This is a genomic window from Loktanella atrilutea (genome assembly GCF_900128995.1).
GTDB lineage: Bacteria > Pseudomonadota > Alphaproteobacteria > Rhodobacterales > Rhodobacteraceae > Loktanella > Loktanella atrilutea.
In genome coordinates this window covers 1-23,045 of the sequence record NZ_FQUE01000012.1, presented here as the reverse complement: position 1 = coordinate 23,045, position 23,045 = coordinate 1, and the positions used below count along the sequence as shown (strand labels likewise).

General features: G+C 59.3%; 23 protein-coding genes. 8 read left to right on the top strand and 15 right to left on the bottom strand.

The window, feature by feature from the left end:
• Nucleotides 1–38 precede the first annotated feature (38 nt).
• From repB to BUA54_RS17550, 3 genes are all read right to left on the bottom strand, one after another.
• Entirely contained in the window at nucleotides 39–992 is a 954-nt protein-coding gene (gene repB, locus BUA54_RS17560; protein ID WP_072858575.1) for a plasmid partitioning protein RepB, read from the bottom strand.
• Nucleotides 982–2,184: a plasmid partitioning protein RepA gene (gene repA / locus BUA54_RS17555; protein WP_072858574.1), complete on the bottom strand. Its 1,203-nt coding sequence runs from the start codon at nucleotides 2,182–2,184 to the stop codon at nucleotides 982–984. Before repA ends, repB begins: the two co-directional genes overlap by 11 nt.
• Before the next feature lie 1,373 nt (nucleotides 2,185–3,557).
• The gene (locus BUA54_RS17550) at nucleotides 3,558–4,478 is read right to left on the bottom strand and encodes an ArdC family protein (RefSeq protein WP_072858573.1); all 921 of its coding nucleotides are present in this window, start codon (nucleotides 4,476–4,478) and stop codon (nucleotides 3,558–3,560) included.
• 524 nt (nucleotides 4,479–5,002) lie between these two features.
• Between BUA54_RS17550 and BUA54_RS17545 the strand changes: the two genes are divergently transcribed.
• Entirely contained in the window at nucleotides 5,003–5,473 is a 471-nt protein-coding gene (locus BUA54_RS17545) for a hypothetical protein (RefSeq protein ID WP_072858572.1), read from the top strand.
• 409 nt (nucleotides 5,474–5,882) lie between these two features.
• On the opposite strand, the gene BUA54_RS17540 is transcribed toward BUA54_RS17545, so the two are convergent.
• From BUA54_RS17540 to BUA54_RS17520, 5 genes are all read right to left on the bottom strand, one after another.
• On the bottom strand, nucleotides 5,883–6,140 hold the full coding sequence (locus tag BUA54_RS17540; RefSeq protein ID WP_143155482.1) for a hypothetical protein: 258 nt from the start codon (nucleotides 6,138–6,140) through the stop codon (nucleotides 5,883–5,885).
• Between the two features lie 66 nt (nucleotides 6,141–6,206).
• Nucleotides 6,207–6,719, bottom strand: coding sequence for a hypothetical protein (locus BUA54_RS17535; protein WP_072858570.1), 513 nt, complete (start codon nucleotides 6,717–6,719; stop codon nucleotides 6,207–6,209).
• A gap of 171 nt (nucleotides 6,720–6,890) precedes the next feature.
• Nucleotides 6,891–7,244: a hypothetical protein gene (locus BUA54_RS17530; RefSeq protein WP_072858569.1), complete on the bottom strand. Its 354-nt coding sequence runs from the start codon at nucleotides 7,242–7,244 to the stop codon at nucleotides 6,891–6,893.
• A complete protein-coding gene (locus tag BUA54_RS17525) occupies nucleotides 7,241–7,714 on the bottom strand; it encodes a hypothetical protein (RefSeq protein ID WP_072858568.1) in 474 nt (157 codons plus the stop codon). The genes BUA54_RS17530 and BUA54_RS17525 overlap by 4 nt, the downstream gene beginning before the upstream one ends.
• 55 nt (nucleotides 7,715–7,769) lie before the next feature.
• Complete coding sequence (locus tag BUA54_RS17520; RefSeq protein WP_072858567.1) at nucleotides 7,770–8,021, bottom strand: hypothetical protein; 252 nt, start codon at nucleotides 8,019–8,021, stop codon at nucleotides 7,770–7,772.
• A gap of 587 nt (nucleotides 8,022–8,608) precedes the next feature.
• Between BUA54_RS17520 and BUA54_RS17515 the strand changes: the two genes are divergently transcribed.
• Genes BUA54_RS17515 through BUA54_RS21285 form a run of 3 tightly spaced genes read left to right on the top strand, consistent with a single transcriptional unit; the run spans nucleotide 8,609 to nucleotide 9,678 of the window.
• Entirely contained in the window at nucleotides 8,609–9,130 is a 522-nt protein-coding gene (locus BUA54_RS17515; RefSeq protein ID WP_072858566.1) for a DUF2726 domain-containing protein, read from the top strand.
• Between the two features lie 3 nt (nucleotides 9,131–9,133).
• Complete coding sequence (locus tag BUA54_RS17510) at nucleotides 9,134–9,520, top strand: thermonuclease family protein (protein ID WP_084114523.1); 387 nt, start codon at nucleotides 9,134–9,136, stop codon at nucleotides 9,518–9,520.
• Complete coding sequence (locus tag BUA54_RS21285) at nucleotides 9,511–9,678, top strand: hypothetical protein (RefSeq protein ID WP_178352778.1); 168 nt, start codon at nucleotides 9,511–9,513, stop codon at nucleotides 9,676–9,678. Before BUA54_RS17510 ends, BUA54_RS21285 begins: the two co-directional genes overlap by 10 nt.
• Nucleotides 9,679–10,141: 463 nt before the next feature.
• Here the strand turns inward: BUA54_RS21285 and BUA54_RS17505 are convergent, their stop codons facing one another.
• The 4 genes from BUA54_RS17505 to BUA54_RS17495 form a co-directional block, all read right to left on the bottom strand.
• Nucleotides 10,142–10,606 (bottom strand): GbsR/MarR family transcriptional regulator, encoded by a 465-nt coding sequence (locus BUA54_RS17505; RefSeq protein WP_072858565.1) that lies wholly within the window; start codon nucleotides 10,604–10,606, stop codon nucleotides 10,142–10,144.
• An 80-nt stretch (nucleotides 10,607–10,686) separates the two neighbouring features.
• Nucleotides 10,687–11,208, bottom strand: a complete 522-nt coding sequence (locus BUA54_RS21585) for a TolC family protein (RefSeq protein ID WP_245810767.1) — start codon at nucleotides 11,206–11,208, stop codon at nucleotides 10,687–10,689.
• 89 nt (nucleotides 11,209–11,297) lie between these two features.
• Complete coding sequence (locus tag BUA54_RS21580; protein WP_245810761.1) at nucleotides 11,298–12,044, bottom strand: TolC family protein; 747 nt, start codon at nucleotides 12,042–12,044, stop codon at nucleotides 11,298–11,300.
• Between the two features lie 64 nt (nucleotides 12,045–12,108).
• Complete coding sequence (locus BUA54_RS17495; protein ID WP_072858564.1) at nucleotides 12,109–12,567, bottom strand: GbsR/MarR family transcriptional regulator; 459 nt, start codon at nucleotides 12,565–12,567, stop codon at nucleotides 12,109–12,111.
• 146 nt (nucleotides 12,568–12,713) lie between these two features.
• On the opposite strand from BUA54_RS17495, the gene BUA54_RS17490 reads away from it, so the two are divergent.
• The 4 genes from BUA54_RS17490 to BUA54_RS17475 all read left to right on the top strand — a co-directional run bounded on the left by BUA54_RS17490 (nucleotide 12,714) and on the right by BUA54_RS17475 (nucleotide 17,883).
• Nucleotides 12,714–13,994, top strand: coding sequence for an efflux RND transporter periplasmic adaptor subunit (locus BUA54_RS17490; RefSeq protein ID WP_072858563.1), 1,281 nt, complete (start codon nucleotides 12,714–12,716; stop codon nucleotides 13,992–13,994).
• Nucleotides 13,991–17,047 carry an efflux RND transporter permease subunit gene (locus tag BUA54_RS17485; protein WP_072858562.1) on the top strand — a complete coding sequence of 1,019 codons (3,057 nt, stop codon included), beginning with the start codon at nucleotides 13,991–13,993 and terminating at the stop codon, nucleotides 17,045–17,047. The genes BUA54_RS17490 and BUA54_RS17485 overlap by 4 nt, the downstream gene beginning before the upstream one ends.
• Nucleotides 17,044–17,292: a hypothetical protein gene (locus tag BUA54_RS17480; RefSeq protein WP_072858561.1), complete on the top strand. Its 249-nt coding sequence runs from the start codon at nucleotides 17,044–17,046 to the stop codon at nucleotides 17,290–17,292. Before BUA54_RS17485 ends, BUA54_RS17480 begins: the two co-directional genes overlap by 4 nt.
• Nucleotides 17,293–17,472: 180 nt before the next feature.
• Nucleotides 17,473–17,883, top strand: a complete 411-nt coding sequence (locus BUA54_RS17475; RefSeq protein WP_072858560.1) for a VOC family protein — start codon at nucleotides 17,473–17,475, stop codon at nucleotides 17,881–17,883.
• A 136-nt stretch (nucleotides 17,884–18,019) separates the two neighbouring features.
• Here BUA54_RS17475 and BUA54_RS17470 read toward each other — a convergent pair whose 3' ends face one another.
• The 3 genes from BUA54_RS17470 to BUA54_RS17460 all read right to left on the bottom strand — a co-directional run.
• The gene (locus BUA54_RS17470) at nucleotides 18,020–20,404 is read right to left on the bottom strand and encodes a hypothetical protein (RefSeq protein WP_072858559.1); all 2,385 of its coding nucleotides are present in this window, start codon (nucleotides 20,402–20,404) and stop codon (nucleotides 18,020–18,022) included.
• 475 nt (nucleotides 20,405–20,879) lie between these two features.
• Nucleotides 20,880–21,197, bottom strand: a complete 318-nt coding sequence (locus tag BUA54_RS17465) for a hypothetical protein (RefSeq protein WP_072858558.1) — start codon at nucleotides 21,195–21,197, stop codon at nucleotides 20,880–20,882.
• Between the two features lie 57 nt (nucleotides 21,198–21,254).
• The coding region (locus BUA54_RS17460; RefSeq protein WP_072858557.1) for a ParB/RepB/Spo0J family partition protein at nucleotides 21,255–23,045 on the bottom strand (1,791 nt) is incomplete at its 5' end.

Below are 23,045 nucleotides of genomic sequence, written 5' to 3'. Positions count from 1 at the left end.
AATGAAAACAATGGGTTACGGGGTAAAACTCCGCATGTTCACTGTTTTTCATCCTTCCAGGCCGCATATAGCTTTTCGAGATTATCCTCGACGAAGCCGATGAAGCCATGTTCCTTTTTATCCGCTATTTCAATCGTGAGGCGACGCCCCATAGCAGTGCATGCGACGGGTGTGTCACCGATCTTTCGTGGCGGGGCAGGGGGGACAGCCACACTCTTGGGCGCCTGCAAAGATACTGTATGTTCTGATGCCTGCATGTGTTTGATGATCGCGGCAATCTTTTCGGCGCCTGATCCCACAGTAGGAAGAAGCGCTATCGCATCTTCATCGGTCGGTCGGCCTTCTAAGCCGAAAAGACGGCGGAGTTCCAACCACTGCCTGCGGCCTACGTCATGGGCCGCGCCGATGCCGTAGATGACATCCTGTGGAACATCCTTGGCAACGCCAATGAGTTTGCTCAACGTCCCCTTGTCCACGGCCAACACGTCGCAGATCTCAGCACGCGTAAACCCTTGGTCTTCAAGTTTGACGGAGAAGATGGCCTGCTCGATGAAACTGCGTTCGAGGCGGGCCGAATTCTCGAGGGCTTGGGAGACCAGCGCTTCCCGTGGCTCCATTTCTTTGATGAAGGCTTTGACTTGAATACCGAGCCTGCGGCACGCCGCAATACGGCGACGACCATAGACAACTTCGTAGCGCGGTCCTGCTCCTCGGCGGTATCTCAGAAGGGCAGGGAGCTGCTGGCCCGATGTCTTGATGGATTCGACAAGGGCGTCGAGTTCGACGCTGACATCGAAGCGGTCGGCGATATCGGAGTCGGCAATGTCGTTGACATTGACGTCCTGCGCCGACTGTGAAGAGACCTGAGCCAGAACATCCGACATACTTTTGAGCGCGCGCGGAGCACCCTCATCCGTTCCGGACGGCTCAGGGGCAGCTGCGGTCTTGGACCCCATCTGCGCAAGGCTGCGTGACAGCAGATCACGTTTCATTGCTAACTCCTCGTCCCCATGATTTCTGAATCATGATTTCAATGTCGTTGGAAAACCCGATGACGGATTCCAATGCGCGTTCGTATGTCTTGCGGTTTTTGACGGCCGACAGATCAACTTCGAAGATCGTCTTCTGGGAGAGGCCGGCTTCACTGACCGCGGAAGACTTGACGAACGGCGTTTTGATAACACTGTCGCCCAAAAGTTCCCGCATCCACTCTGATAAGTCTTGCTGCGTGCTGATGGCCGTATCGAACCGCGTAAGAAGATAGGCGAAGTTGTCGTAGGCGCCGATTCCGCCATTCGTATGAAGCACTTCGAGAACGCCTGAGGCCATCGTTAAGAACTGGCTCGCAGAGGCCAGATCGACACGCTCGGGAATGATGGTCATCAGAAGTGAGGTTGACGCGCACACCGCCGACATTGTCAGGTATCCGAGTTGCGGCGGGCAGTCGATCAGAACGATATCGTAATCGTCTTCAACCTGCCGTAGCGAGTCCCGGATCCGATTAAAGAAAACAGGCTGCTCGCCGCGGCTAAGGGCCATCGGCGTCTCTGTCTCGAACTCCGACAGCATGATGCCGCCAGGGACAATATCGAGATTGGGGAAATAGGTCTTTTTGAGCACATCAACGATCGGGACGCGCACACTGTCACCGTCATTGTAGCGAATTGCGTCGTAGAGAGTACCACCCTTCCTAAAATCGATTTCCGGCTGATAGCCGAAGAACGTGGTCAGGGAGGCTTGCGGATCACTATCAAGCAAAAGTACACGATACCCGCGCATGGCGAGCCGCATGCCGAGACTAATCGTCGTGGTGGTTTTGCTTGAACCGCCTTTGAAATTCACGGTGGACCAGATTTGAAGCTTATCACCGGGCCGCCGGCCCGGGAGGAACTGGAGAGGATCCTTCGCGTTCTGCGCCAAGATGTGTCGGATCTCGATGATGTTCTCTGCCGTGTAAAGGCGCTTGTTGTTAGCCCCCTGCTCGACCTCTGGAATGCGATCATCGAAATGCGCTTTCCGAAGGTACCCGTCACTGACGCGCAGCAGTTCAGCCACTTCAGGCGTTGCAAAGCTCCGGAGAGACTTTTGCTCTTTGGGGGCGAGGAACAACTTCGACATGTGTTCCAAAGCTTCGGAAAGGCGCTCTGCGTCTTCGCGCAACTTATCGTGCAGCACTGAATGCATTATGGTCGGCCCCGCTCAATGTGTCCCAACCGGCGTTACTGAACCACAGAGTATCTTGCTAGACACCAGAAACGCGTAGGACTTATTTTTGTGTCGTATTGCGTTACAGCTATGACTGCCCAACTTGATGAACTCAAGAAAAAAGTTACGCCACGATACCGCTCATCTCGAAAAAAACAGTCAGAACAAGCTATTTATCTTTATGCAGCACATGAGCCTTGCAACTCACAAAGCTGATTTCAAAAGGTAATTTTATCCACAGGTTGTCCACAGGCGTCGTTTGTTCGATTTCTGGTACTTTGACTTGAATGTTCGTCCGTACAAGCAAGTAACGCGTTTGGCGATAGATTGGGACGAAACCGGTTTTGGATTGCGGTGAACACGATTCTTTACCGCACAGGAAGGCTCCGCTCAATTCCGACGACTTCAGGCGCCTTGGCGTTACGCAAGCGCACGCATGTCGAGATGACTGCGTAAAAATGGGCGCGGCTTTCGCATGGAGTCGCAATGATTATGGCATGAAAGAGTGATGAGGTCAGAAATATGGATGATGAATGGGGGAAGAACGACCCTTGGACCTTTTGGGCAAGACGCTGCGGTTTACCACGCAATAGGTCGCCCAGATCTACGGTACATTTGAGCGCCTGTCCTGCGGCGGCGAGGTTGCGGCCGAGATCGCAGAGGAAGGCTACTGCTTTCGTTCGGCGGAGCCGATCGACTTGTTATTGATCGGGCAGTTGCGAAAGGTAAAGGGCGACCTGACTGGCCCCTACGTCTCGATCGATAAGCCCGATGTCAGCGACTTCCGCATGTGGCTTACTAAGAACGAGAAAGAGTAATGCAGGCCTTCTGATTCCCGGGTGGATTGCAGCGCTGTGTCTCTATGGCAGCGCGTGATCTCGGGCTTAGACCCGATTCGTTCGGTTCAAAAGCTGAGTTCGTATGTCCTATTGTCGATGTCCTCCGTGCTGCATGAGCTGACGAAGCCGGTGCGAAATCGGTGGCCATTGAAACGCAGAGTACTTCGCCTGAGGTTCAAATGCGGCAGACGCCGCTCATGTGAACTCAATCTGCCCCGCACTGTTGCTATGCCCTTCATTTTGTTGAGACTGTTCATGACGGACAATGACGAACCCTTTGCAATTTTGTCTTCTCTTAATGCTGCATTGAAGTGATCCAACTCCGCCTGACGCGGGGGCGAAGGTCCTGACCGTCAGGCTGGCTTTTTTCAACGGGGAACCCGTTAAAAAAAGGCGGGGCAGGGGGGCGAGCGTAGCACGTCGCACTGCCGCGTCACCTCTTGCAACGCCGGCAACAAATAACCCCGACCATTTAAGCCGGGGTTCAAGATGGTGCAGACTGTCAGGATAAGGTCAGGCGGCGGCGCGGTCGTCCTCTGCGATTGTCTCGGCGTCGGCTGCTGCCAGCACAAAATCCACCGCCTTTTGTGCTTCTGCGGCGGCCTTGAAAATCAGCCCTTTTTCGGCTTTCAGTGCTTCAAGCCATCCCTCGATGTAGGCCGCGCTTTGGTCGAATTCCGGCTCTACGCCAAGGCGCACGGCCAACAGGCAAGCGCCAATCTCGGCCACAAGTTCCTCGAAAGCGTAGGCGGCCTTGTTGCCAAACTTCTTGATCCGGTCTAGCCGCTTTTCCCCGCCAGTCCAGTGCGTGATTTCATGGGCCAAGACGCCATAGTAGCGGGCGGCATTGGTGAAAGTGCCAACGGGCGGCATGTGAACCTGATCAGTTGCGGGGCGATAGTAGGCGCGGGGGTCTGTAGTGCTGACAATATCGGCCCCGATACTGCCGAAAAATGCCTCAAGCGCCGGGTCGGCCTCGGTGCCAAGGTCGCGGGCGGGATCGGGCTGAACGTAGTATTCAGCGGGCAAGCCCTCGATCTGATCCGCGTTAAAGACGTTGTTTGCCTTCGCAAAGCCGATGCGGGCCTTGCTCTCGCCTTCGGTGCTGCCGTCGCTTTGTCCGTCGTCCTTCTGCTCGAAGGTGCCATAGAAAACGCTGCGGGCGCATTTCTCGCCCTTCTTCACGGTGCCGCCAAGCTGCTGCGCCTTATTAAATGTCATCCAGCGTTCGGACGCATAACCACGATCCGATGCGACAGCCCACAATATCAGGACGTTGATGCCGCGATAGGCTTCGCCATTGTGACGGACGGGCAGGCAAGCGCCAACTGCGCCACCTGTCCACGGCTTGCGCCACGGCGGGGTGCCTGCCTCAATCTGTGCGATGATTGTGTCGGTGACGTGCTGGTGAATGTCCAAACGCTCTTTAGCCATTTTTTCGATCCTTTGCGGTGGTGCCACGTGTCCGGTCTGGTGCCGAAACTCGGGCGAGGGGTCAGACGAGGAAGCGCTTCAGCGCGCCCCTCTTCTGAAACCTTGCCTCCCGGCGAGGGCAGGGGGGGAACCTCCGCAATGCTGAAATCGAAGCGAAAGGGGAGGGGGATCACCCGGCCTGCACGCAACCGCAGGCGGAGGAAGTACGGGGACACCCCTTTGGGTGCCGTATTTCAGGGTTGCGGTGGGGGACCGGCGGTCCCCGTCTTGCTTTCTTCTCTGAGCGGTGCAGCAGCGTATGCGCTTGGCCCGAACCCCGCACCGCGCCCCAGCGATCGGAACCCGTCAGGGCGCATCGGCACAGACCAGTACGACCATGACCGAAGGCCCGCACGCTGGCTCAGAGAGACAGGGTGCGGGCCATTCGGACAGGGAGGATGGGCCGGGCCATTGCGGGCGGAAGCCGGTCTGCCGGCTGGAGCCTGAGAAGCGCGGTGACACGTCCAAAGGACGGGGCAGGGGCCATGTTCATCACGCTTTCAGATTCACGGATCAATGATTTCGTGGTAGAAAACCAAGAACGCAGAAAGTGCAGAAAGAGGCTGTCGATGTTGAAGAAAGACCTCCGAATCCGCATGGATCAGTGGATCGTTCAAGCGCGTCTGGCTGGCGGCTTGGATGATGAAACCGACGTTGAGGATGCCTTGCAAAGCGCAGCTCTCGCCTTCGGATCGACGGATCTTGTTGCTCGTGAGCAAGGAACAAGAAAGTGGATGGAAACAGGGACGCAGATATTGAGCGCGTTCATGGTCGCCGCCGCCAACACGCCGACTGGAAGCGCAAGGGCGCTGCTGGGCAGTCCGTTTGAGACGCAACGCATCCTTGCGAACCTCGCAAAAAATGAGATTGCCGGGGAGTTGAAGGCCCAACTGCAATGGGCGGTGGACCTAGACCCAAAGGTGTTTGCCGCGGCGTTGGTGGCACTGGCGCTTTAATCTGCGCGGGCCGTGCGAGTGGTGCAATTTGGGCCAAAGGAACAAAGAAGTATGGGCGTGGTGCCGGGGCGCGGTCGCGCCTCGGAAGCATGCGCTGCGCCTCGCGCGGCCGTTTTCGTGCTATGACCTTGGACGAGGTCCTGTCTAAATCGACGGCCTACCATTGCCTCCAATGTTTGCCATTTGTTCCCACCATGACGGACTTAATGCAAATCCCAGATCATACCCTTTGGCTTGAATATACCTGCGGCAATGTCGTGCCGGTGCGGGTTGCTGTAGCGAAGGAAAAGAACCTTCACACCGTGGCGCAGGTTAAACGGGCGGCGCGATGTGCGCAGTGTGGGGCGCGGGTCAAGTCGGACGCTTACGGACTGCGCATCGCTTGGTCACTTGCCAAGGATCGACAAGACTAGGCGCGGTCGGGATGATAGGGAAAGACCTCGTAAAAGGATTGCGGCGCGGCGGCGTCCACGTCTGCGTCATAGTCGGGGAACTGCGGGTAAGGGTAGGCGGGGCCGTAGGCCACGCCGTCACTTTCAAAGAAACCAAGATAGCCCGCCAGCCAAGCGCGGTGGATCTCGGATCGCGCGATGAACCGGCGCAGCCAGCGCGGCGCTGGCTTCCGGGCATAACCATGCAGATACGCGCGGAGATAGATCGAGGTCATGGCGTCTGGCTCCATCGGATCAGAAAAGGGTGAGGCCTGCCGCATGGGGCGGCCCAACCTCGGCGGTCACTTGCGGCGCGACACAACGCCGTCTGGTGTAAAGCCGTCAAAGGTGGCCTCGGTTTCTCGGGACATGCGGCCGCCATCAGCGGACACGACAATCTTGGTATCGGGTGTGAAGCGGAAAATCTCGCCGGTTCCTTCAAGGTGGGTCTTTTGAAAGTCCCTCTCGACGACAACGCTACCGTCCGCATCGACGCGGATCATTGCACCATCGACTTTTATCTGAATCTGATGCTCGTCAATAATGACGCCTGACCAGCCCAGCTCGCGGTCGCGCCTGACCACGATTTTATCGGAGTGCATCTTGATCTGAACGTCGGCGCCGTTGTCGTCTGCGGCACGCATGACGACGACGGCCTCCTGATCCTCGGGCTTCGCCAGCAGGCGGGCAAATGCCTCCTTCGGACGCCAGAAAAAGGGTGCGTCCCGCTTGGTCTGGTTCTTGTTCTTATGGAAGGCAATCAACAGCTCAGTGGACTGCCAGACAGCTTGAACGGACGTGGAAGTAAGGGACATGAGCGCGGCCTTTTTGGCTGAATTACCGTAGGTTGAATCTAGCACAAAGCCTGAGTTCACTCAATAAAATAAGGGGTCTAAGGCGATTTAAAACCTTAGATCGAGGTCTGTTTTGGCCTTTTCCGGGGACGTGTTTCACGCAAGATCTGGTCGGGATATCCGTGCCTCTTTTCATGACGCGGCCCTTTCGGCTGCGGGCATGTAAAGCGGTTCGATGTTTGCGATCTGAACCATCACGGCCATGTCGCGCTGGCGGATTTCGCCCGCGTCGGTGCGGTAGTTCTCGCGGATCGTGACGCTATAGGTGGCAAGGTCGCCAGTCGGCGCGATGCTGTATCGCTTGGCCGATGTGCCGCGCTTGATCCAGATAGCGCCATAGTCGGGAACCTGGGCGGGCATGGCTGCGACGTAGGGGGCAAAGTCTTTCCGCAGATACGCAATGCCCTCCACGATGTTGCGCTTGTCGGCGGCGGTAATGTGCCGCCCCTTAATGAGCGACACGGCGGCTTTCTTGGTGCTGGTCATGCCAGATCCTCCGTCTTGGTGATCTTGCCGGTCGCCCCGATAAAGCGCCCCCCTGACTGGCTGGTCATGCCGGTTTTGAGAATGTCGCTCGGCGTCATGTTCCATGGGAAAATTGTTGCTTCGCCTTTGTCGTTGCAGACGAAAATCCAGCCTCCCGTTCCGTGGTCTTCGCGGTATTGAATCGCCTCGGCTTCGTTGTCGAAGTGGTGGATGCTGCGGCGGCTGCCTGTCGGCTGCGCGGCGGTGGTGCGCTTGACCGCTACGCTCTCGGTCCAGTCAGTCGCCCAAACGTCCATCGTGGCGAGGGTCACGCCTTCGGGGTCTTTCAAGGTCAGATTGGGCTTGGAAGGGGCTGCGCGGTGGTGATCGAGGCCGACGATCCTCAAGGCAAATTCGTTCGTGCCATAAATAGCCTGCGGGAAAGTGCGGCCTTCATAGTCGAGGTGCAGCGTGAAAAGACGTGCGGTCATGGTTTAAGCTCCTGTGGCGTTGCCCCGCCTATGTGGGCGGGGCTGAATGGGGGGATCAGATGCAATTCGCGGCGTAGGCGGCGGTATCCTCGTAGCGCAGGATAGGATCGCCGGTTGCGGTCCAGCCGCCCCAGCAAGGGCCGACAAAACCCGCCATTGTCGGGTGTCCCTGCAACTCGGCGCGGGTGCGGGGATTGGCGGACGTGCCGGTGATTTCGGCGTAGTTCTCGGTCGCCCATGTCGTCAGGCAATCCGTGAAAACTGCGGTCTCGCCGTCGTCGCTTTTCGTGACAATCTGGTAAGCCATGATCTTCAGTCCTTTGTGGTGGTGCCGCGTTTCCGGTCTGGTGCCGAAAATCGGGCGAGGGGTCAGACGAGGAAGCGCGAAGCGCGCCCCTCTTCTGAAACCTTGCCTCCCGGCGAGGGCTGGGGGGGAACCGCCGCAATGGGAAAATCAAGCGGACAAGGGGGTGGTGCGGCCCGCAGCCGTAGGCGAGGACACGGCCCCGCAGGACGCGCAGTATTTTACTGTTGTGGTGGGGGACCGGCGGTCCCCTTCTTTCTTTCTTTTCTTGGCGGTGCAGCGGCGTTCGGCGTAGTCCGAACCCCGCGCCGCGCCACAGCGATCGTTTCCCGCAAGGGCGCATCGGCACGGACCAGGACGACCATGGCCGAAGGCCCGCACACTGGCTCGGAGAGACAGGGGGCGGGCCATTCGGACAGGGAGGATGGGCCGGGACGTTGCGGGCGGAAGCCGGTCCGCCGGCTGGAGCCTAGAGCGCGGTGACACGCCCAAAGGGCGGGGCAGGGGCCATGACGCCTTACCGGGGATTCAATCTTCTGTGGCCTATGATACGCCAATCGCAAGCATCACTTCAGCCGGAAAACGACCGCATGACCCAAGACCTAAACCTGCCATTCCTAGCACTGAGTGGCATCGCGATTTTAGGCGGTCTGATCTTCGTGGTCCTGCTGCTCAACATTGTGGGCGCGGCTCTGCGCCCACAATTCAAACTGCGGCCACTGATGAACAAGGCAGAAAGCGCGGTCTATCGCCAGCTCGTCAAAGCCGCGCCTGCGGGTTGGGTGGTGATGTGTCAAGTATCCTATGGTTCGTTTTTGTCGAACAAGAGTCGCAAGCGATATTGGACAGTGAACGCCAAGCGGGCGGATTTCATCATCACGGACGGCGGGTCCGATGTGGTTGCCGTGATCGAGTATCAGGGCAGCGGTCACTATGGTTCTTCAAGGCAGGGCCGCGACCGGGCGGAAAAAAGCGACAGGATCAAACGCACGGCGACGACTGAAGCCGGTATCCATTTCTTTGAACTTCCCAAGAACTGCGGCCCCGATCATGTGGCCCGACTGTTTGACGCACTGATCCCCGCCCCAGCTACAGAACTTGAAAAGGCGTAACCCATGCTGAAAACCCTCGCTATCTGCGTCCTTCTTTGGCCGGTGGCCGCGACTGCTGAACTGATCCCCGCGTCCTCGATTTACGTCGTGGACGGCGACACCATCGACGTGCAGGGCGACCGTTTCCGGCTTGTCGGCTTCGACACGCCGGAAACCTATCGGCCCAAGTGCGACTTCGAGCTGGCCCTCGGCCGCGCCGCGACTTCGCGGCTGCGGAATCTTTTGGATGGGGTGCAGCGGGTCGATCTGGTCGTTCTGCCGGGCCGTGACCGGTATGATCGCGGCTTGGCGCGGCTGATCGTGCAACAGGTCGATGTGGCTGACACGCTTGTCTCCGAACGGCTGGCACGTCGGTATGACGGTGGAAAAAGATCGGGGTGGTGCAAGTGATGCAGAACCCCGCTGAATCTTACTGGTTGGCGCAAGCCAAGCTGGATCTTCTTAAGCGTGATCCCGTCGATGCCGCGAACGATGCGGAGGCGCTGGCGCGCTTCGCAGAAGGCAGGCTGAATGAATTGCTGCGGGATGCCGGGGTGCTGAAAAAGTAGGATCGCAGGTCCGTTCTTTTTCAGCGGCAACCCACCGCGGCAGCGGGTGCCGCGCGCAGAGCACAGGGCCGTTCGGGGCAGGGCGTCGTCCTGGTCCGAAGGGGCATTACTCGACCTCTGCCGGAAGTGGGGCGGGAATAGAAAAAAGGCCCCGCGCGATGCTGACGCATTCCGCGCGGTGGGAGGCGTGCAAAGTCGCTAAAAATGAAACCTATAAGGCCGTGCTTCTCGCGAGCACGACCTTATCTCTGTGATTTTCGTAGTCCGCGACTAGTGTTGGCTCATTTGAGGCCCAACGCAACGGTTTGGCCGACGGACGTCATCCGGACATCATCGCTCATTGCTTTGATACGCTAACGATGTCCTTACTGCCAGCCATGGTGCCCTCCACGGTAAAGGTCTGCTTTGAGTCCAGACTTACCCGATAGTGAACCGCAGCGAAGGGCAGCTTTAGCAGCCGAGACTATCGATTTTCAGCCAGGTCTTTGGCAGCGGCTTCGGTCAGCGCAATAAGCGTATCATAGAACCTGACATAGTGTCCGACACGGGCAAGGGCGCCTTCGTTCGCAGGATCGATCTGAACCAGACTTTCATCGACCTCTGCTTTCGCCTTTTTCAGACCCACCGTGATCGTTTCGAGCATTTCAGGAAACGGGTTCTCGACGAGCTGGAAAAAATCCTGTCTTTGCCCCGGCCGTCCGACCCGCTTGATCAAAGACCGCTCTTCCAGGATGCGCGTTGCAGAACTGATGCTGGCTTTGCTGACCTGGAGTTCTTCGGTGATCTCGCCGAACGATCTGACACCGCCGTCGAACATGAACATGCCAAGCACACGCCCGGCGATCCGCGGCAGGCCATCGTTTTGGGAAATCAGTCCGATCCTCTCGATGAACTCTTCCCTGACCTCAGTCTGATCGCGCAATGTCATAATAGACCCTTTGATCGCATCGGATGTATTTTCTTGTTACAATAATTCGTTCGTTATCGACTGAACTTCAAGCCCTTGTGTCAGCTGGGTGCCGCTGCCGGTAGCCAACCCCGACCTGTTGCCACCATCAATGCCGTCCAGAACTGGGCCGCATCTCGGACCGCGGCCGCAAGCGATGTGCGCGACGCGTCAGCGGCGCGTTCAGCGTCCAGCAGATCCAGCAGGCTCAATTCCCCAAGATCGAAACTGGTCCGGCTGAGCGATAAGACACGATCGTTCGAGGCCTGCACAGCGCGCAGGGCCACGATTTCGCGGCGCTTGCGTGACAGATTGCCTTGCGCGGTCTGCACGTCCTGCACAGCAGTCAAGACCTGGGCCCGCCAGTCCAGTTGTGCGGTGGCGGCTGTGCTAACGGCAGCGTCTCTGCGCGCCCGCAGTGATCCCTGGTTCAGGACTGGAAACGACAGAGCGGGGCCGAATGACCATGTCGATGCATCCGCTGCCGTGACCGATCCGGCCAGTGTGATTGAAGGGTAAAGCTGTGCTTCGGCAACGCCAATGCCGGCGACGGCCGCGGCAAACCGACGTTCGGCGGCCTGCACGTCAGGACGATTGCGCAGCAGATTTGCGGGCACGCCTGCGGTTGCGTCTTTGCCGGGATAGGGCTGCGCTGCACCTTTTTGCATTGTATTCAACAGGGGCCAGCCGGCTCGGCCAGCAATGTCGCGATGGCGAACGCGCGCGCATCGAAAGCGGCCTCCAGCGGTGGCAACGCCGCGACGGCGGTATCGACCTGCGCCTGCGCCTGGGCGAGGTTCAAGTCAGATACGACGCCGAATTCCACCTGACTTTGCACCAGTGACAAGGTTTGCCTGCGGCTTTCAATGTTCTGGCGGGACAGGGCGAGAGCTTGCTGAAAGTAACGCGCGTCGATGTAGTTCGAGGTGATCCCTGAAAGGAACGCCAGACGCACCGTGCCGACATCGAACTGTGCCGCAGCCACCCCTGCAAGGGCCTGCTCTTCGTTGCGTCGCACACCGCCAAACAGATCAAGGATGTAGTTGGCCCCGAATGTCCCGCGTTCTGTGGTGGTCGTCGGGATAGCCTCTCCACCCCCGCGTTGGATCTGCGCGTCGATCCCGCCGGAGACCTGTGCTGTCGCTCCGGTCTGGCGCAGGCCGGCTTCTGCCGTGGTGATGCGCTGCACGGCCGTGGCGATGTCGATGTTCTGCGCAAGACCGCGTGCGATAAGTTCGTTCAGTTGTCGATCGTCCAGACGCTTCCACCATGCGTCCTGCGTGACATTCCCGGCATCGGCCCCTCCGCCAACAAAGGACGCCGACATCGCTGTTTGCGGAACAGTATAGTCAGGACCAACGACGGTGCAGGCCGTCAGGGTGCAAAGGGCAGCACCGGAAAGCAGGATGGATTTTAGCATGGAAACTCCGATCGACAGCATCGCTGTCGTGTTATCTGTGGTCGATGATTTGATCAGGCGAAGGTCAGCGGTCGTCCAGACGCAGTCCCGCAGCTTCAAGCGCGGTGGCGATCTCGGCGTAGAATGCGGAGAACTGCGAAAGCCTTTGTCGGCGCTCGACCTCTTGGGCAGCGATCTGGTTGTGGGTGTCGTTCACAACGCAGGCCGAGGTGCGGGATTGCTGTGCGGCTTGCCGCAGCAGATCGGCGTAGGGGTCAGGCAAAAGTTGATAGTAGGTCGTCCGATCTGCGCGGTGTGACACCTTGCGAATGACGGACCGCGATTGAAGTTCCTGCAAGCCCGTGTTGACGCTGCCCTTGCTGATCCCGAGGGCGGTCGCCAAGCCCGGTGCCGACATGTCCGTTCCGTCGAACACCAGCAATCCCAGGATGCGGCCCGACGCACGCAGGAGGCCAAAGGCTTGCAGTCTCAAGCCTATCGCTTCGATGAATTCGAGGCGCAGGGCTGAGGTGGCATCATTCATGGTTGTCTCCTTTGCAAAGCCACCTATCTTTTACCTGTCTGTTCAGTCAATACTAAACAAACAGGTTGACCGGTTTGGTTCGTCAGTGTAGCGGGTTTTAACTTTATGGATCAGGCGTCCCGCGCGGTCGCATCAGGAGAGATAGAATGCACATCTTGGATCAGGCCCTGCGTGAACGCTCTGGACGGACATCGATCTTGCGGCTGACCCCGATGGTCGTTGCATTGGCGCTTGCAAGTTTTGCCACACCGGTCCTGTCCGAGACTGCGGCAGCCGCCGTCGTGACCGAAGTGAAGGTGCCGACTGTCACCGTGGCCCCTGTGACGACAGCCGAGGTGATCGGGCAGGTGTCCGTGTCAGGGACGCTGGTGGCGCGCGAGGAAGTGCTGATCTATCCACAAGTCAGTGGCTTCACCATCAACACGCTGGCGGCGAAGGTCGGCGATATTGTCTCCGCAGGTGATGTGTTGGCGACTCTGGCGACCCGCAATCTTGAGGTGCAGGTCACGCAGGCGCGGGCAGAGGTGTCGCGGGTGGAAGCATCTATCCGGCAGGCCGAAAGCCAAATCAACACGGCGCAGGCCGGTCTGACACAGGCCGAGGGACAGTTGACCCGCGTGCAGCAGCTGAAAAATCGCGGGGCTGGGACACAGGCCAATCTGGACGATGCCACCGCGGCTGCCGATACGGCCCGCGCCGGATTTGCATCTGCCACGGACGGTCTGGCGGTCGCGCAGGCGCAGCGGGATCAAGCGCAAGCGCAGCTCGACCTGGCTTTGCTGAACCTCGATCATGCCGCGATCACGACCCCCGTCGATGGGATCGTGTCGGCGCGCAGTGGGCAGATCGGGGCCATTGCCGCCTCGGGCGGTGAACCAATATATCGCATCATCACGGACGGTGCCGTCGATGTCGAACTTGAAATCATCGAATCCGCGCTTGGCGACGTGTCGCTTGGTGATCCCGTTGCGCTCGACATTGCAAGTGTCGGCCAGGTCGCGGGGACGGTGTCGCGCATCTCGCCCACCGTTGATCGGACAAACCGTCTGGCCATCGTGACCGTCGAAGTCGCGGGCGAAACCGGGCTGCGGCCAGGTCTGTTCGCCAGCGGCACGATCGAGACCGCCCGCCGCGAGAGCCTCACGGTGCCGACAACGGCCGTTCTGAACGACAGTGGCGACACCTACGTTCTGCGCGTCGCTGATGGCATCGTCGAACGCCGCCCTGTGGTTGGTGGCCTGATCTGGAAAGACTACCGCGAAATCGTCGAAGGTCTCTCACCTGACGATATGGTTATCGCCCGTGCCGGTGCCTTCTTTTCCGACGGGGACGAAGTGAACGCGATCACGGACGCGTCAGCGACGACGCCGACACCACAGACTGCCGACGCCACGAATGTGACCGCCGTGAAAGGTGATGACCAATGAATATGTCCACCTGGGCGATCCGTCGCCCCGTCCCCTCGCTCGCTCTTTTCCTGGTGCTGTGCATCGTTGGCATGGTCAGCTTCTTCTCGCTGCCGGTCACGCAGATGCCCAACATCGATATTCCCATTGTCACCGTCGGCGTCAGTCAGCCCGGTGCGGCCCCATCGGAAATTTCCACCCAGATCGTCAAGCCTATTGAAAGCGCAGTGTCGGATGTGCCCGGCGTCAAGCATGTGACGGCCACCGCAACCGATGGCTACGCCAACATCACCATCGAATTTGCTATCGAAACCGATACCGACCGCGCTTTGAATGATACCAAAGATGCCGTCGCATCTGTGCGCGGCGAACTGCCCGACAGCGCACAGGAACCGCAGGTGCAGCGCGTCGATGTCACGGGGCAGGCGATCCTGACCTATGCCGTCAGCGACACCACCAAGTCCATCGAGGAGCTTTCTTACTTTGTCGATGAGGTCGCCGCCCGTGAGATCAGCGCTGTCGAAGGCGTTGGCAAGGTCACCCGCATCGGTGGCGCCGAACAGGCGATCGAGGTCAATCTTGATGCCAACCGCTTGCTGGCGCTGGGGCTGACGGCGGCTGACGTGAACACGCAGCTGCGCCAGGTCAACGTGGATATGGGCGGTGGCGAAGGCGACCTTGCGGGTCAGCAATTCTCGATCCGTGCATTGGGGGCCGTGGCCACGCTGGAGGAACTGGCAGCAACGCCCATTACCCTCGGGTCCGGCCGCACCGTGCGTCTGGACGATCTGGGCAAGGTCAGCGACGGATCGTCCGACGCCGCCAGCTTTGCCATGTTCGACGGTAATCCGGTCGTGGCCTTTGGTGTGTTTCGCGCAACCGGCAAAAGCGATCTTGTGGCTGCCGACAACGCCAAGGCCGTCATTGAGGATCTGACCGCCGCCTATCCCGGTGTCACGTTCTCGCTGATCGACGACGCCACGATCTATACCGAAGGCAACTATCATTCGGCCATGGACACGCTTTACGAAGGGGCGGCCCTCGCGATTATCGTCGTGTTCATTTTCCTCAAGAACTGGCGCGCAACGCTCATCACCGCTGTCGCCTTGCCGCTGTCGATCATCCCGACCTTCATCGTGATGAACTATCTTGGATTTTCGCTCAACACTGTATCTTTGCTGGGGATCACGCTGGTGACCGGCATCCTTGTCGACGACGCCATCGTGGAAATCGAGAATATCGTCAGACACATCCACATGGGTAAACCGGCTTACGAGGCGACGGAGGAAGCCGCCTCGGAGATCGGCACGACGGTCATTGCGATCAGCTTTACCATCGTCGCGGTCTTCGCGCCCGTCAGCTTCATGTCCGGCATCGCAGGCCAGTTCTTCAAGCAGTTCGGCCTGACGGTCGCTGTTGCGGTCCTGTTCTCGCTGCTCGTCGCACGCCTGATCACACCGATGATGGCCGCCTATTTCCTGCGCGATGGCGTAGCACCAGAGGAAGAGGAAAAGGACGGCTTCATCATGCGCGGCTACATGGCGATCCTGCGCTGGACCCTGCGCAATCGCACGATCACCCTTCTGCTGGGCGTCGGCATTTTCGCAGGCTCGATCTTTTCCGCCACATTGCTGCCGACGGAATTCGTGCCGCCTGCGGATACCGGCCGCACCAACATCTCGCTCGAGCTCCCGCCGGGGTCCAGCATGGACGATACCCGTGCCGCCGCCCGTGCAGTTACCGCGATCGTGCGCGACATCCCCGAAGTCACCAATGTCTTCGTGGACGGCAGTTCAGACACCAAGGCCAATATCGTCGTCAATCTGGGCCAGAAGGGCGACCGCGACCGCACGTCTTTCGTAATCCAGGATCAGATCGACGCCATGCTGACGGATTTCCCCGACGTGCGTCTGACGGTGCTGAACGACAGCGGCGCGCGTGACATCGCAATGAGCGTGCTGGGTGATACAGAAGAGGCCGCCGCCGCTGCGGCTAAAGAACTGGCCGCAGCGATGAACGATCTGCCGCAGGTCTCCGGTGCGTCGACCACCTCCGCGCTGACCCGGCCGGAAATCCAGATTACGCCAAAGCCCGAGCTTGCCGCCGAAATGGGTGTCACCGCCGCCGCACTGGCCAATACCATCCGTGTCGCCACCATCGGTGACAGCGGAGCGAATGTCGCGCAGTTCAACACCGGCACCCGTCAGGTGCCGATCCTCGTGCGCTTGTCGGAAAACGTGCGCAACGATCTGACTCTGATGGGCGGATTGCGCGTGCCCAGCACCACCGGTGCGCCGGTCCCTCTGGGTGCCGTGGCTGACGTTGCGCTGGCGACCGGCGCCAGTTCCATCGAACGCTATGACCGCCAGTTCCGCACCTCCGTCGAGGCTGACCTGTCGGGTGGGGCGATGCTGGGTCAGGCGACAACGGCCATCGACGCGCTGCCCATCGCACAGAACATGCCCGAAGGCACCCAGATCCAGAGCGCCGGCGACGCCGAAGTCATGGGCGACATTTTCGGCCAGTTCGCCATTGCGATGGGGGCGGGCATCCTGCTGGTCTACGTCGTGCTGGTGCTGCTCTTCTCCAGCTTCGTCACACCGATCACCATTCTGCTGTCCCTGCCGCTGGCCATCGGTGGCGCAATCTTCGCGCTTTACATCTACGGCTCCGGCATTGGCTTGTCGGTCATCATCGGGTTCCTGATGCTGATGGGGATCGTGACCAAGAACGCGATCATGCTGGTGGAGTTCGCGCTGGAGGCGATGTCCGGTGGTGTCGAAAAGTCTGCCGCCATGCTGGACGCTTGCCACAAGCGCGCCCGTCCCATCATCATGACGACGATCGCAATGACGGCAGGCATGGTGCCCTCGGCCCTGGCCGTCGGGACCGGTGGCGAGTTCCGTGCACCGATGGCCATCGCCGTCATTGGTGGTCTGCTCCTGTCCACCGTGTTGTCGTTGCTCTTCGTGCCATCGCTGTTCAGCGTGATCGACAGTCTGAAGGCAAAGGCCCGCAGGATGCTGGTCAACACGCTTGGCGCGAACCAACCCGCACCGGAGAAGGCAACATGACCTTGGCACAGCCTTCAAGTGTATCAGCGGAGATCGCCGGCGATCCAGACGGCACGCCGCAGGTGATGGCACGGGTGGAAGGGGTGAGTTTCAGACTGCACTTTGCCCGCGGCTCCGGAGTCGCCCACCCGCTTTACCGTCTGCCACATTACAAGCGCTTCTATCGTCGGATGTCCCGGATGCACACGCATCCTTCCTATAAAGCGATCGCCGACGCACTGGACCGGCTGGCTGAAAACTTGTGATTGCTGAACAACTTTCAAATGCAGGGTCAGCGCCAAGGTCGGGGGGCCGACGCCGGAATGGCCTCCCCCCGGGTCGAATGCGAGTTGTCTGCGGGCCGCACCCTGGACAGCTCTTGACCAAATCTTGCGCTTACTCCGGAAGCGCACTCCGATAGGTGAACAACAGGAGTTGGAGGCATCATGAAGATCTATGTCACCAGCATCTTTGTCGATGATCAGAACAAGGCAGAAAAATTCTACACGGATATTTTAAATTTTAGGGTGAAAAATAACGTTCCGTTGGGCGATCATCGCTGGCTGACCGTGGTCTCACCCGACGCTCTGGATGGGACCGAACTCCTTCTCGAGCCGAGCGATCATCCGGCTGTGAAGCCCTACAAGGATGCGCTGTTGTCCGAAGGCATTCCTGCGCATTCATTCCAAGTGGAGAATTTGGACCAAGAGTGGCGGAGGCTGGCTGGATTGGGAGTGATATTCGTCCAGGAGCCGCTCGATGCAGGAAATGTCCGTATGGCCATTTTGAACGACACCTGCGGCAATCTGATCCAGTTGATCGAGATGGCGGAAATCACATCCGTCGAGGCAACTTGAATGGCTGCCTCATTATGCTGACATGACATTCGTTTGAGAAGGTGAACGGCAGCTTTGTCCCGCATAGCTGCCTGATACATTTTGTATGGTCCCCTGATTTTCGAAAGCTGGCGATGAGCTATAAACCTCTCATGGCTTAAGTCGCTGTGCTTTTGCGAGATTGCTCGAACCTGGTCCCGATCTTGGTTCCCATGTAGAGCCATGGGCGATACAGCAGTCGATAGATGTCGGGCGGGTCCAGCGTTCCATCCTTGCGCTTCGTGTAAGCATCCATCCCGTGTCGCATGGCTGGCGTCATTCGCGCACGCGAGCGCCGCGCCCGTGGCGGTAGATCCACGAACTCATCAGTCCCAGGTATCCTGAGGGCGCGCGGTGTCAGCTTTGGTGGATCTATAATGTCGTCGATCTCCTCGTAGGGACATGCGTAGGGCCGCGGTTCGAAGAAGTTGTAGTGAACGCGGTAGATGTTCAGGAGCGCGATCAGCGTCTTGGGATTGAAGATCGCGCCCTGGATGTAAGAGCCGCCGACGCGGGCACCTCCACTGCCAGCCCGGGCGGCGACACTCATCCTTTCGCGCAGAGAGTTCATGAAGGAGCTGACCGGCTGAAGCGTGGCCTTGTAGACCCAAGGCGCGAGCTCTTCGCGCAGGTCTTGGCTCAGGTCTTCCTGGTCGAACGGCACCTTCTTCAGCCTCCTGCGCAGGTGGCGTGGCAAGATCGGGAAACCGACGGTCTTGTCAATCTCTCCACTTGCCTGAGTCATGGATCGGACCCAGAGCAATGGGAATGCCTTGGACCGGAAGTTCGAGATCTGATAGTGCGCAGCGGTGCCACGGAGAGCTGTCTCCATACGGTCAGCGATGAATGCCTCGCTTACAATCTGCGCATCCGTCCCGGGGTCGAAGCGCCCGGCATACATACCCTCGTTGTGAAAGCGCCGTCGCGCCTTGCGATACTCTTTTACCTTTCCGAGTTTTTCCGGCTTCGTGGCCTTTTTGTTGAATGTCATGGCCAGCCACGCGAAGCGGTCTTCCCGGATTTCTTCGTCGAAGATATGCGGCAGCAGGAGCGGCAGGGTCGCTTCCTGTTCCGTGGTCAGGACAATCGACCCGCGTGGGAGCAGCTCCTTCAGAAGCGCGAAATGGGCGGCCTTGGTATAGATATCCTTGGTCGTGACCCCCTTGAAAGAACCACGCTCCTCGGATTTGTCGATCGGAAAGCCGAACCACCCCTCTGAGATCATCCGGATATTGGCGATCATGCCGTTCGTGCGGGCGATCACCTCGTCCCTCTCGGTCCGTTGGGGCTTGCCTTTCTTCGGCATTCGACGTCTCGCCCGGCTCTGGAATGCCTTGATTTCGTTGACGCAGGCGGCAAAGAACTGCGGTTCGTGATACCGCCCAGTCGGCCGTTGCCAGGAGAACTTCGGAACCGTCTGCACGTCGCTGTTGGGATATTGCTGTTCGAGGTTTTGCGGCATCCCGGCCTCATCGAGGTAGGTGGCGTTAAACATGTCCAGAGGCGTAGCACTGGGATCGAAGTCGACATCGAGACGGTAGACAAAGCCACTTCGGGCGTCAGCTGTGACCGCACAGTTAAGTTGCGTGTTCCGCCGGTCTGTCGAGGTCTCCCAGTTTACCGTGAGGACCATGTCATCGTGGCTGAGTAGGTGCTCGATCGCTTCACCGCTTTGCTCGACCTTCTTCTTCCACCGCCGGAGCATCTCGCGCTCGTAGGCCAGGAATACCCCTTCGAGCCATTCGATCCTGTCGTAGATCCGGGACATGCCAATCTTCTTGCCGGTTGCGGCGGTCCCGATTATCCGCTGGATATCGACGATCCCTGCGCTGTTCAGCACTGCGCCGAGTATCTTGAGATTGTCGGCGGTCGTTTTTTGCCCAGCATGCGGCAGCGCAACAGAAAACCGCGCACCTTTCTTCCCACGGCAGGGTTTGTGAAGCACGCGAAGAGACGAGGGCGTCTTCCTCCTATGAAGGGGATTTCCTTCGTGGTCTTTCGTTCGCTCGTGGACGCCATCGAGCGCGAACTCGTCAGGATCATCCAAGAACCGCTTGCCACAGGCTCCGCAGGAGGGTCCGTCCAGAACGCCATTGAAGTTCCGAAGCCGTTCAATCTCCTCTTCCAGGTGCTCCGGCGACAGGATCGAAAAGCCGGAGTTGCAGACTCTGCTTTCGTGGGTTTGGCCGAGGCACCGGACCGTGCGCTGATCGGACCACACATGTGGCTCGTCCTGATAGGCGAACACGCAAGAAACTCGGCGGTGCTTCTTGTCGGCACCAGCGAGCTTGTAGGCCCCGGGCCCGTGCGTCTCGACGAGATGTAGCTGCTCGGGAGTAGCGTCCGGCCGCCTTTCTTTCCACTTCGAAATACGGTTCGCGCGAGCGGTCAACGGTTGTCCGAAGTTCGAACAGTCCGGGTTTGCGCAAGTGTTGATGCGGTGCTCCCCCGCGCCCGGATAGAGCTGCGAGAGCTTGAAGTTAAAAGTTGCCAAGCCTGCCATCAGAACCCCGGATTTCCGCGGCTCTGCCCCAAGGTGTTTTCGACCATAGACCAGATAATCCGCATGAATTGAAGTTGATACGGACAATCGTCCGCAGTCCCGCGGTTGCGCGAGGGTCAAGCTTGTCGTCAATGAATATTGGCTGTATCGTTTGTAAACGAAGCAGAAAACTTTCCAACGTGGGAGGGAGTCCTCCGCTCCGCCACAGCTGACGCGGCAGTCCGAGAAAAAAATCTCGGATTTACGGCCTCTTTTTCTTGTTCATTCCTTCAGAAAATCCGCTTAAAATACAAGAACCTGCCGCGCGTTGCGCGACAGGTCAGGTTGTTCAGGCCTCCCACCGGACGGAATGCGTCAGCGCGATGCGGGGCCAGGTCGTTCCTCACCACAAGGAAAGTCTGAAACTCTGGGTCAACGGTCGCAGGTTGGGCGGGCCGGTTCAACCGCTATCGGCGGTCTTGAACCGGCCACGGCCCTACGGAAAATCTGGGTTCAACACGTCATAGCCGTCTACCACGCGGCGCAATGCTTCGTCGCCCTTCAACTCGTCTAGCATCATCAAAAGGCTGTCTTTCGCCTCCTTCAAGGTGACGGCCTTTCCGAACCGGCACACTTGGTCGAACGTGCTGATCGAGCGGCCAGTGCGGGGGTGGTCGGCGTTGTAGCCTCCGCGTGTCTTGTAAAGCGCCACGGCGACGGCTGGCTGACCGGCGCGGGTAAAGGTGACGATATGGCCCCTGCGGGTGACGGGCGGGCCGTTCCGCATGGCGACGGTGTAGGTCTTAACTGACATGGTCTGTCTCCGGTCGGGATGGGTGGGGCAGGGCGCGTGTCCGCCCTGCGGCTTTGGTCAGGCCATACCTTCGGGAAGCCATGCGTTGATCCGACAGGTCTGATCTTCCGACAGGCCAAGGGCTGTGCGTGTCACCGGGTCTGCAAACAGGCTTTCCAGCTTTGCGGCCTTCTCGCCCTTCTTTAACTTCTCGAACATGGTCACGGTAGGGTGGTCTGCTGCCAGTCCCAGAAGGTCGCTCCACAGGTCATTAAGGTAAGCGCCGTTCACGCGACCGAAGAAGTTTTCGGCGGTCGGTGTGAAGGTGTCGCGGGTGCGCTTGCTCGTCAGCTTGTCGATCATCGCACCAAGGTCAGGGCTGCTGCTGGTCAGATGCGCGACCAGATAACGGTTCAACAGGTCCATGATCTTTGCATCGCCCCGCTTGCGAAACTTGGCAAATTCGGCGGCATGATCGCGATTGAACGGGCTGCGGTCGTCGGTGTCAGAAACGGTCAGGCGCCTGTCCAGCACATAGCCTGTTTCCGTGGTCGGGACGTTCGGCACTTCGTCGGTGCGGACGCCAAAGGCCCGGTCGTATCCCATCTTCCCGCAAAGCTGGAAGGCCAGAAGGTGAAGCGCCAATTTCGGGTCGTCCAGCATCGCGTTCTGCCGTGCGCCTATGCCGATCCGGTCCAGATCGCCGCGCAAGGTGTCAGAGATAGGCGACTTCGGCGCGGCCTCGGTCGAGGCATGGCGCGACGGCTGCAAGATACCCGCTTGGACCGCTGCGGCCTTGTCCTCGGCCCGGAAGAAACCGGCCTCGACCTTCAAGCTGCCGTCGCTGGCGACATAGATCACGGCTCCGGCTGTGGCCCGCTGCTCGGCGGTAAAGTCGCCGTTCCTCTTGGTCTGCAATGCGTCCAGCTCAGTTGTGCCTTCTTCGTCCAGTGCATCGCCGTTCGCCAGTTCTGCCAGTGCGTCGTAACGCTCGGCCTCGGCCTCGGTCAGTTCGCCTTCGACGGGATGGACCTTGCCGAATTTGCGATCCTGATCGAATTGATAGCTGATGTAGCTTTCGGTGATCGCCTCGGCCCATTTCCAGCCATGCGCGGCGGGGTAGTCGGCTGCGGTCTGGGTCAGCTTGGCCGCAAAAACCTCGTCCAGAATAGCGGGGTCGTCAAAGGTGGTCACGTCGGCAAACAGGTCGCCACCGATGCGGCCTCCTGCGGCCTTGTAGTCGTCCAGACCGACAAACACGGCGCGGCGGTCAGTGCCTTTGACGCTGCCGGGTTTCAAGCGGGTCTTGATGGTGTAGTCGTTCAACCCGCCATAGCCTTTGGCGATTTGCTCCATGTGAAGGGCCAGCACCTCCAAGGTCAGGGCCTCGTCGTAGCTGATCGTAAACGCGGCGGCTTGGGACAGGCTCACGCTGCCTTCCCGCAAAGCGTCCAGTACCGGGGCGGGCAGATTGGACAGTGCCAAGCGGCGGTAAACGTGCTTCTCGGTGACGCCATAGGCGACGGCAATGTCTGCGACCTTCACGCCGCGCTTCTCCATCGCGCCGAAGTCGCGGATTTCGTCTGCGGGGTGCAAGTCCTCGCACTGCGCGTTCTCGCTGGTCGCCCAAAACGCGGCGGTCGCCTGATCGGGGGCCATGCGGACGGTGACGATCTGAAACCGGGGGTCGTCCTGCAAAAGGGCCAAGGCGCGGTAGCGGCGTCCGCCCGCCACGATCCCGACCTTACCAGTGGCATCGCGCAGGCCTGCCGGGCTTTGGATGAGGCCATGCTCTTGGATATTCGCGGCCAAGGCGACAATGGCGTCGTCGTTCACGATGGTGCGGGGGTTGATGTCGGACAGGTAGAG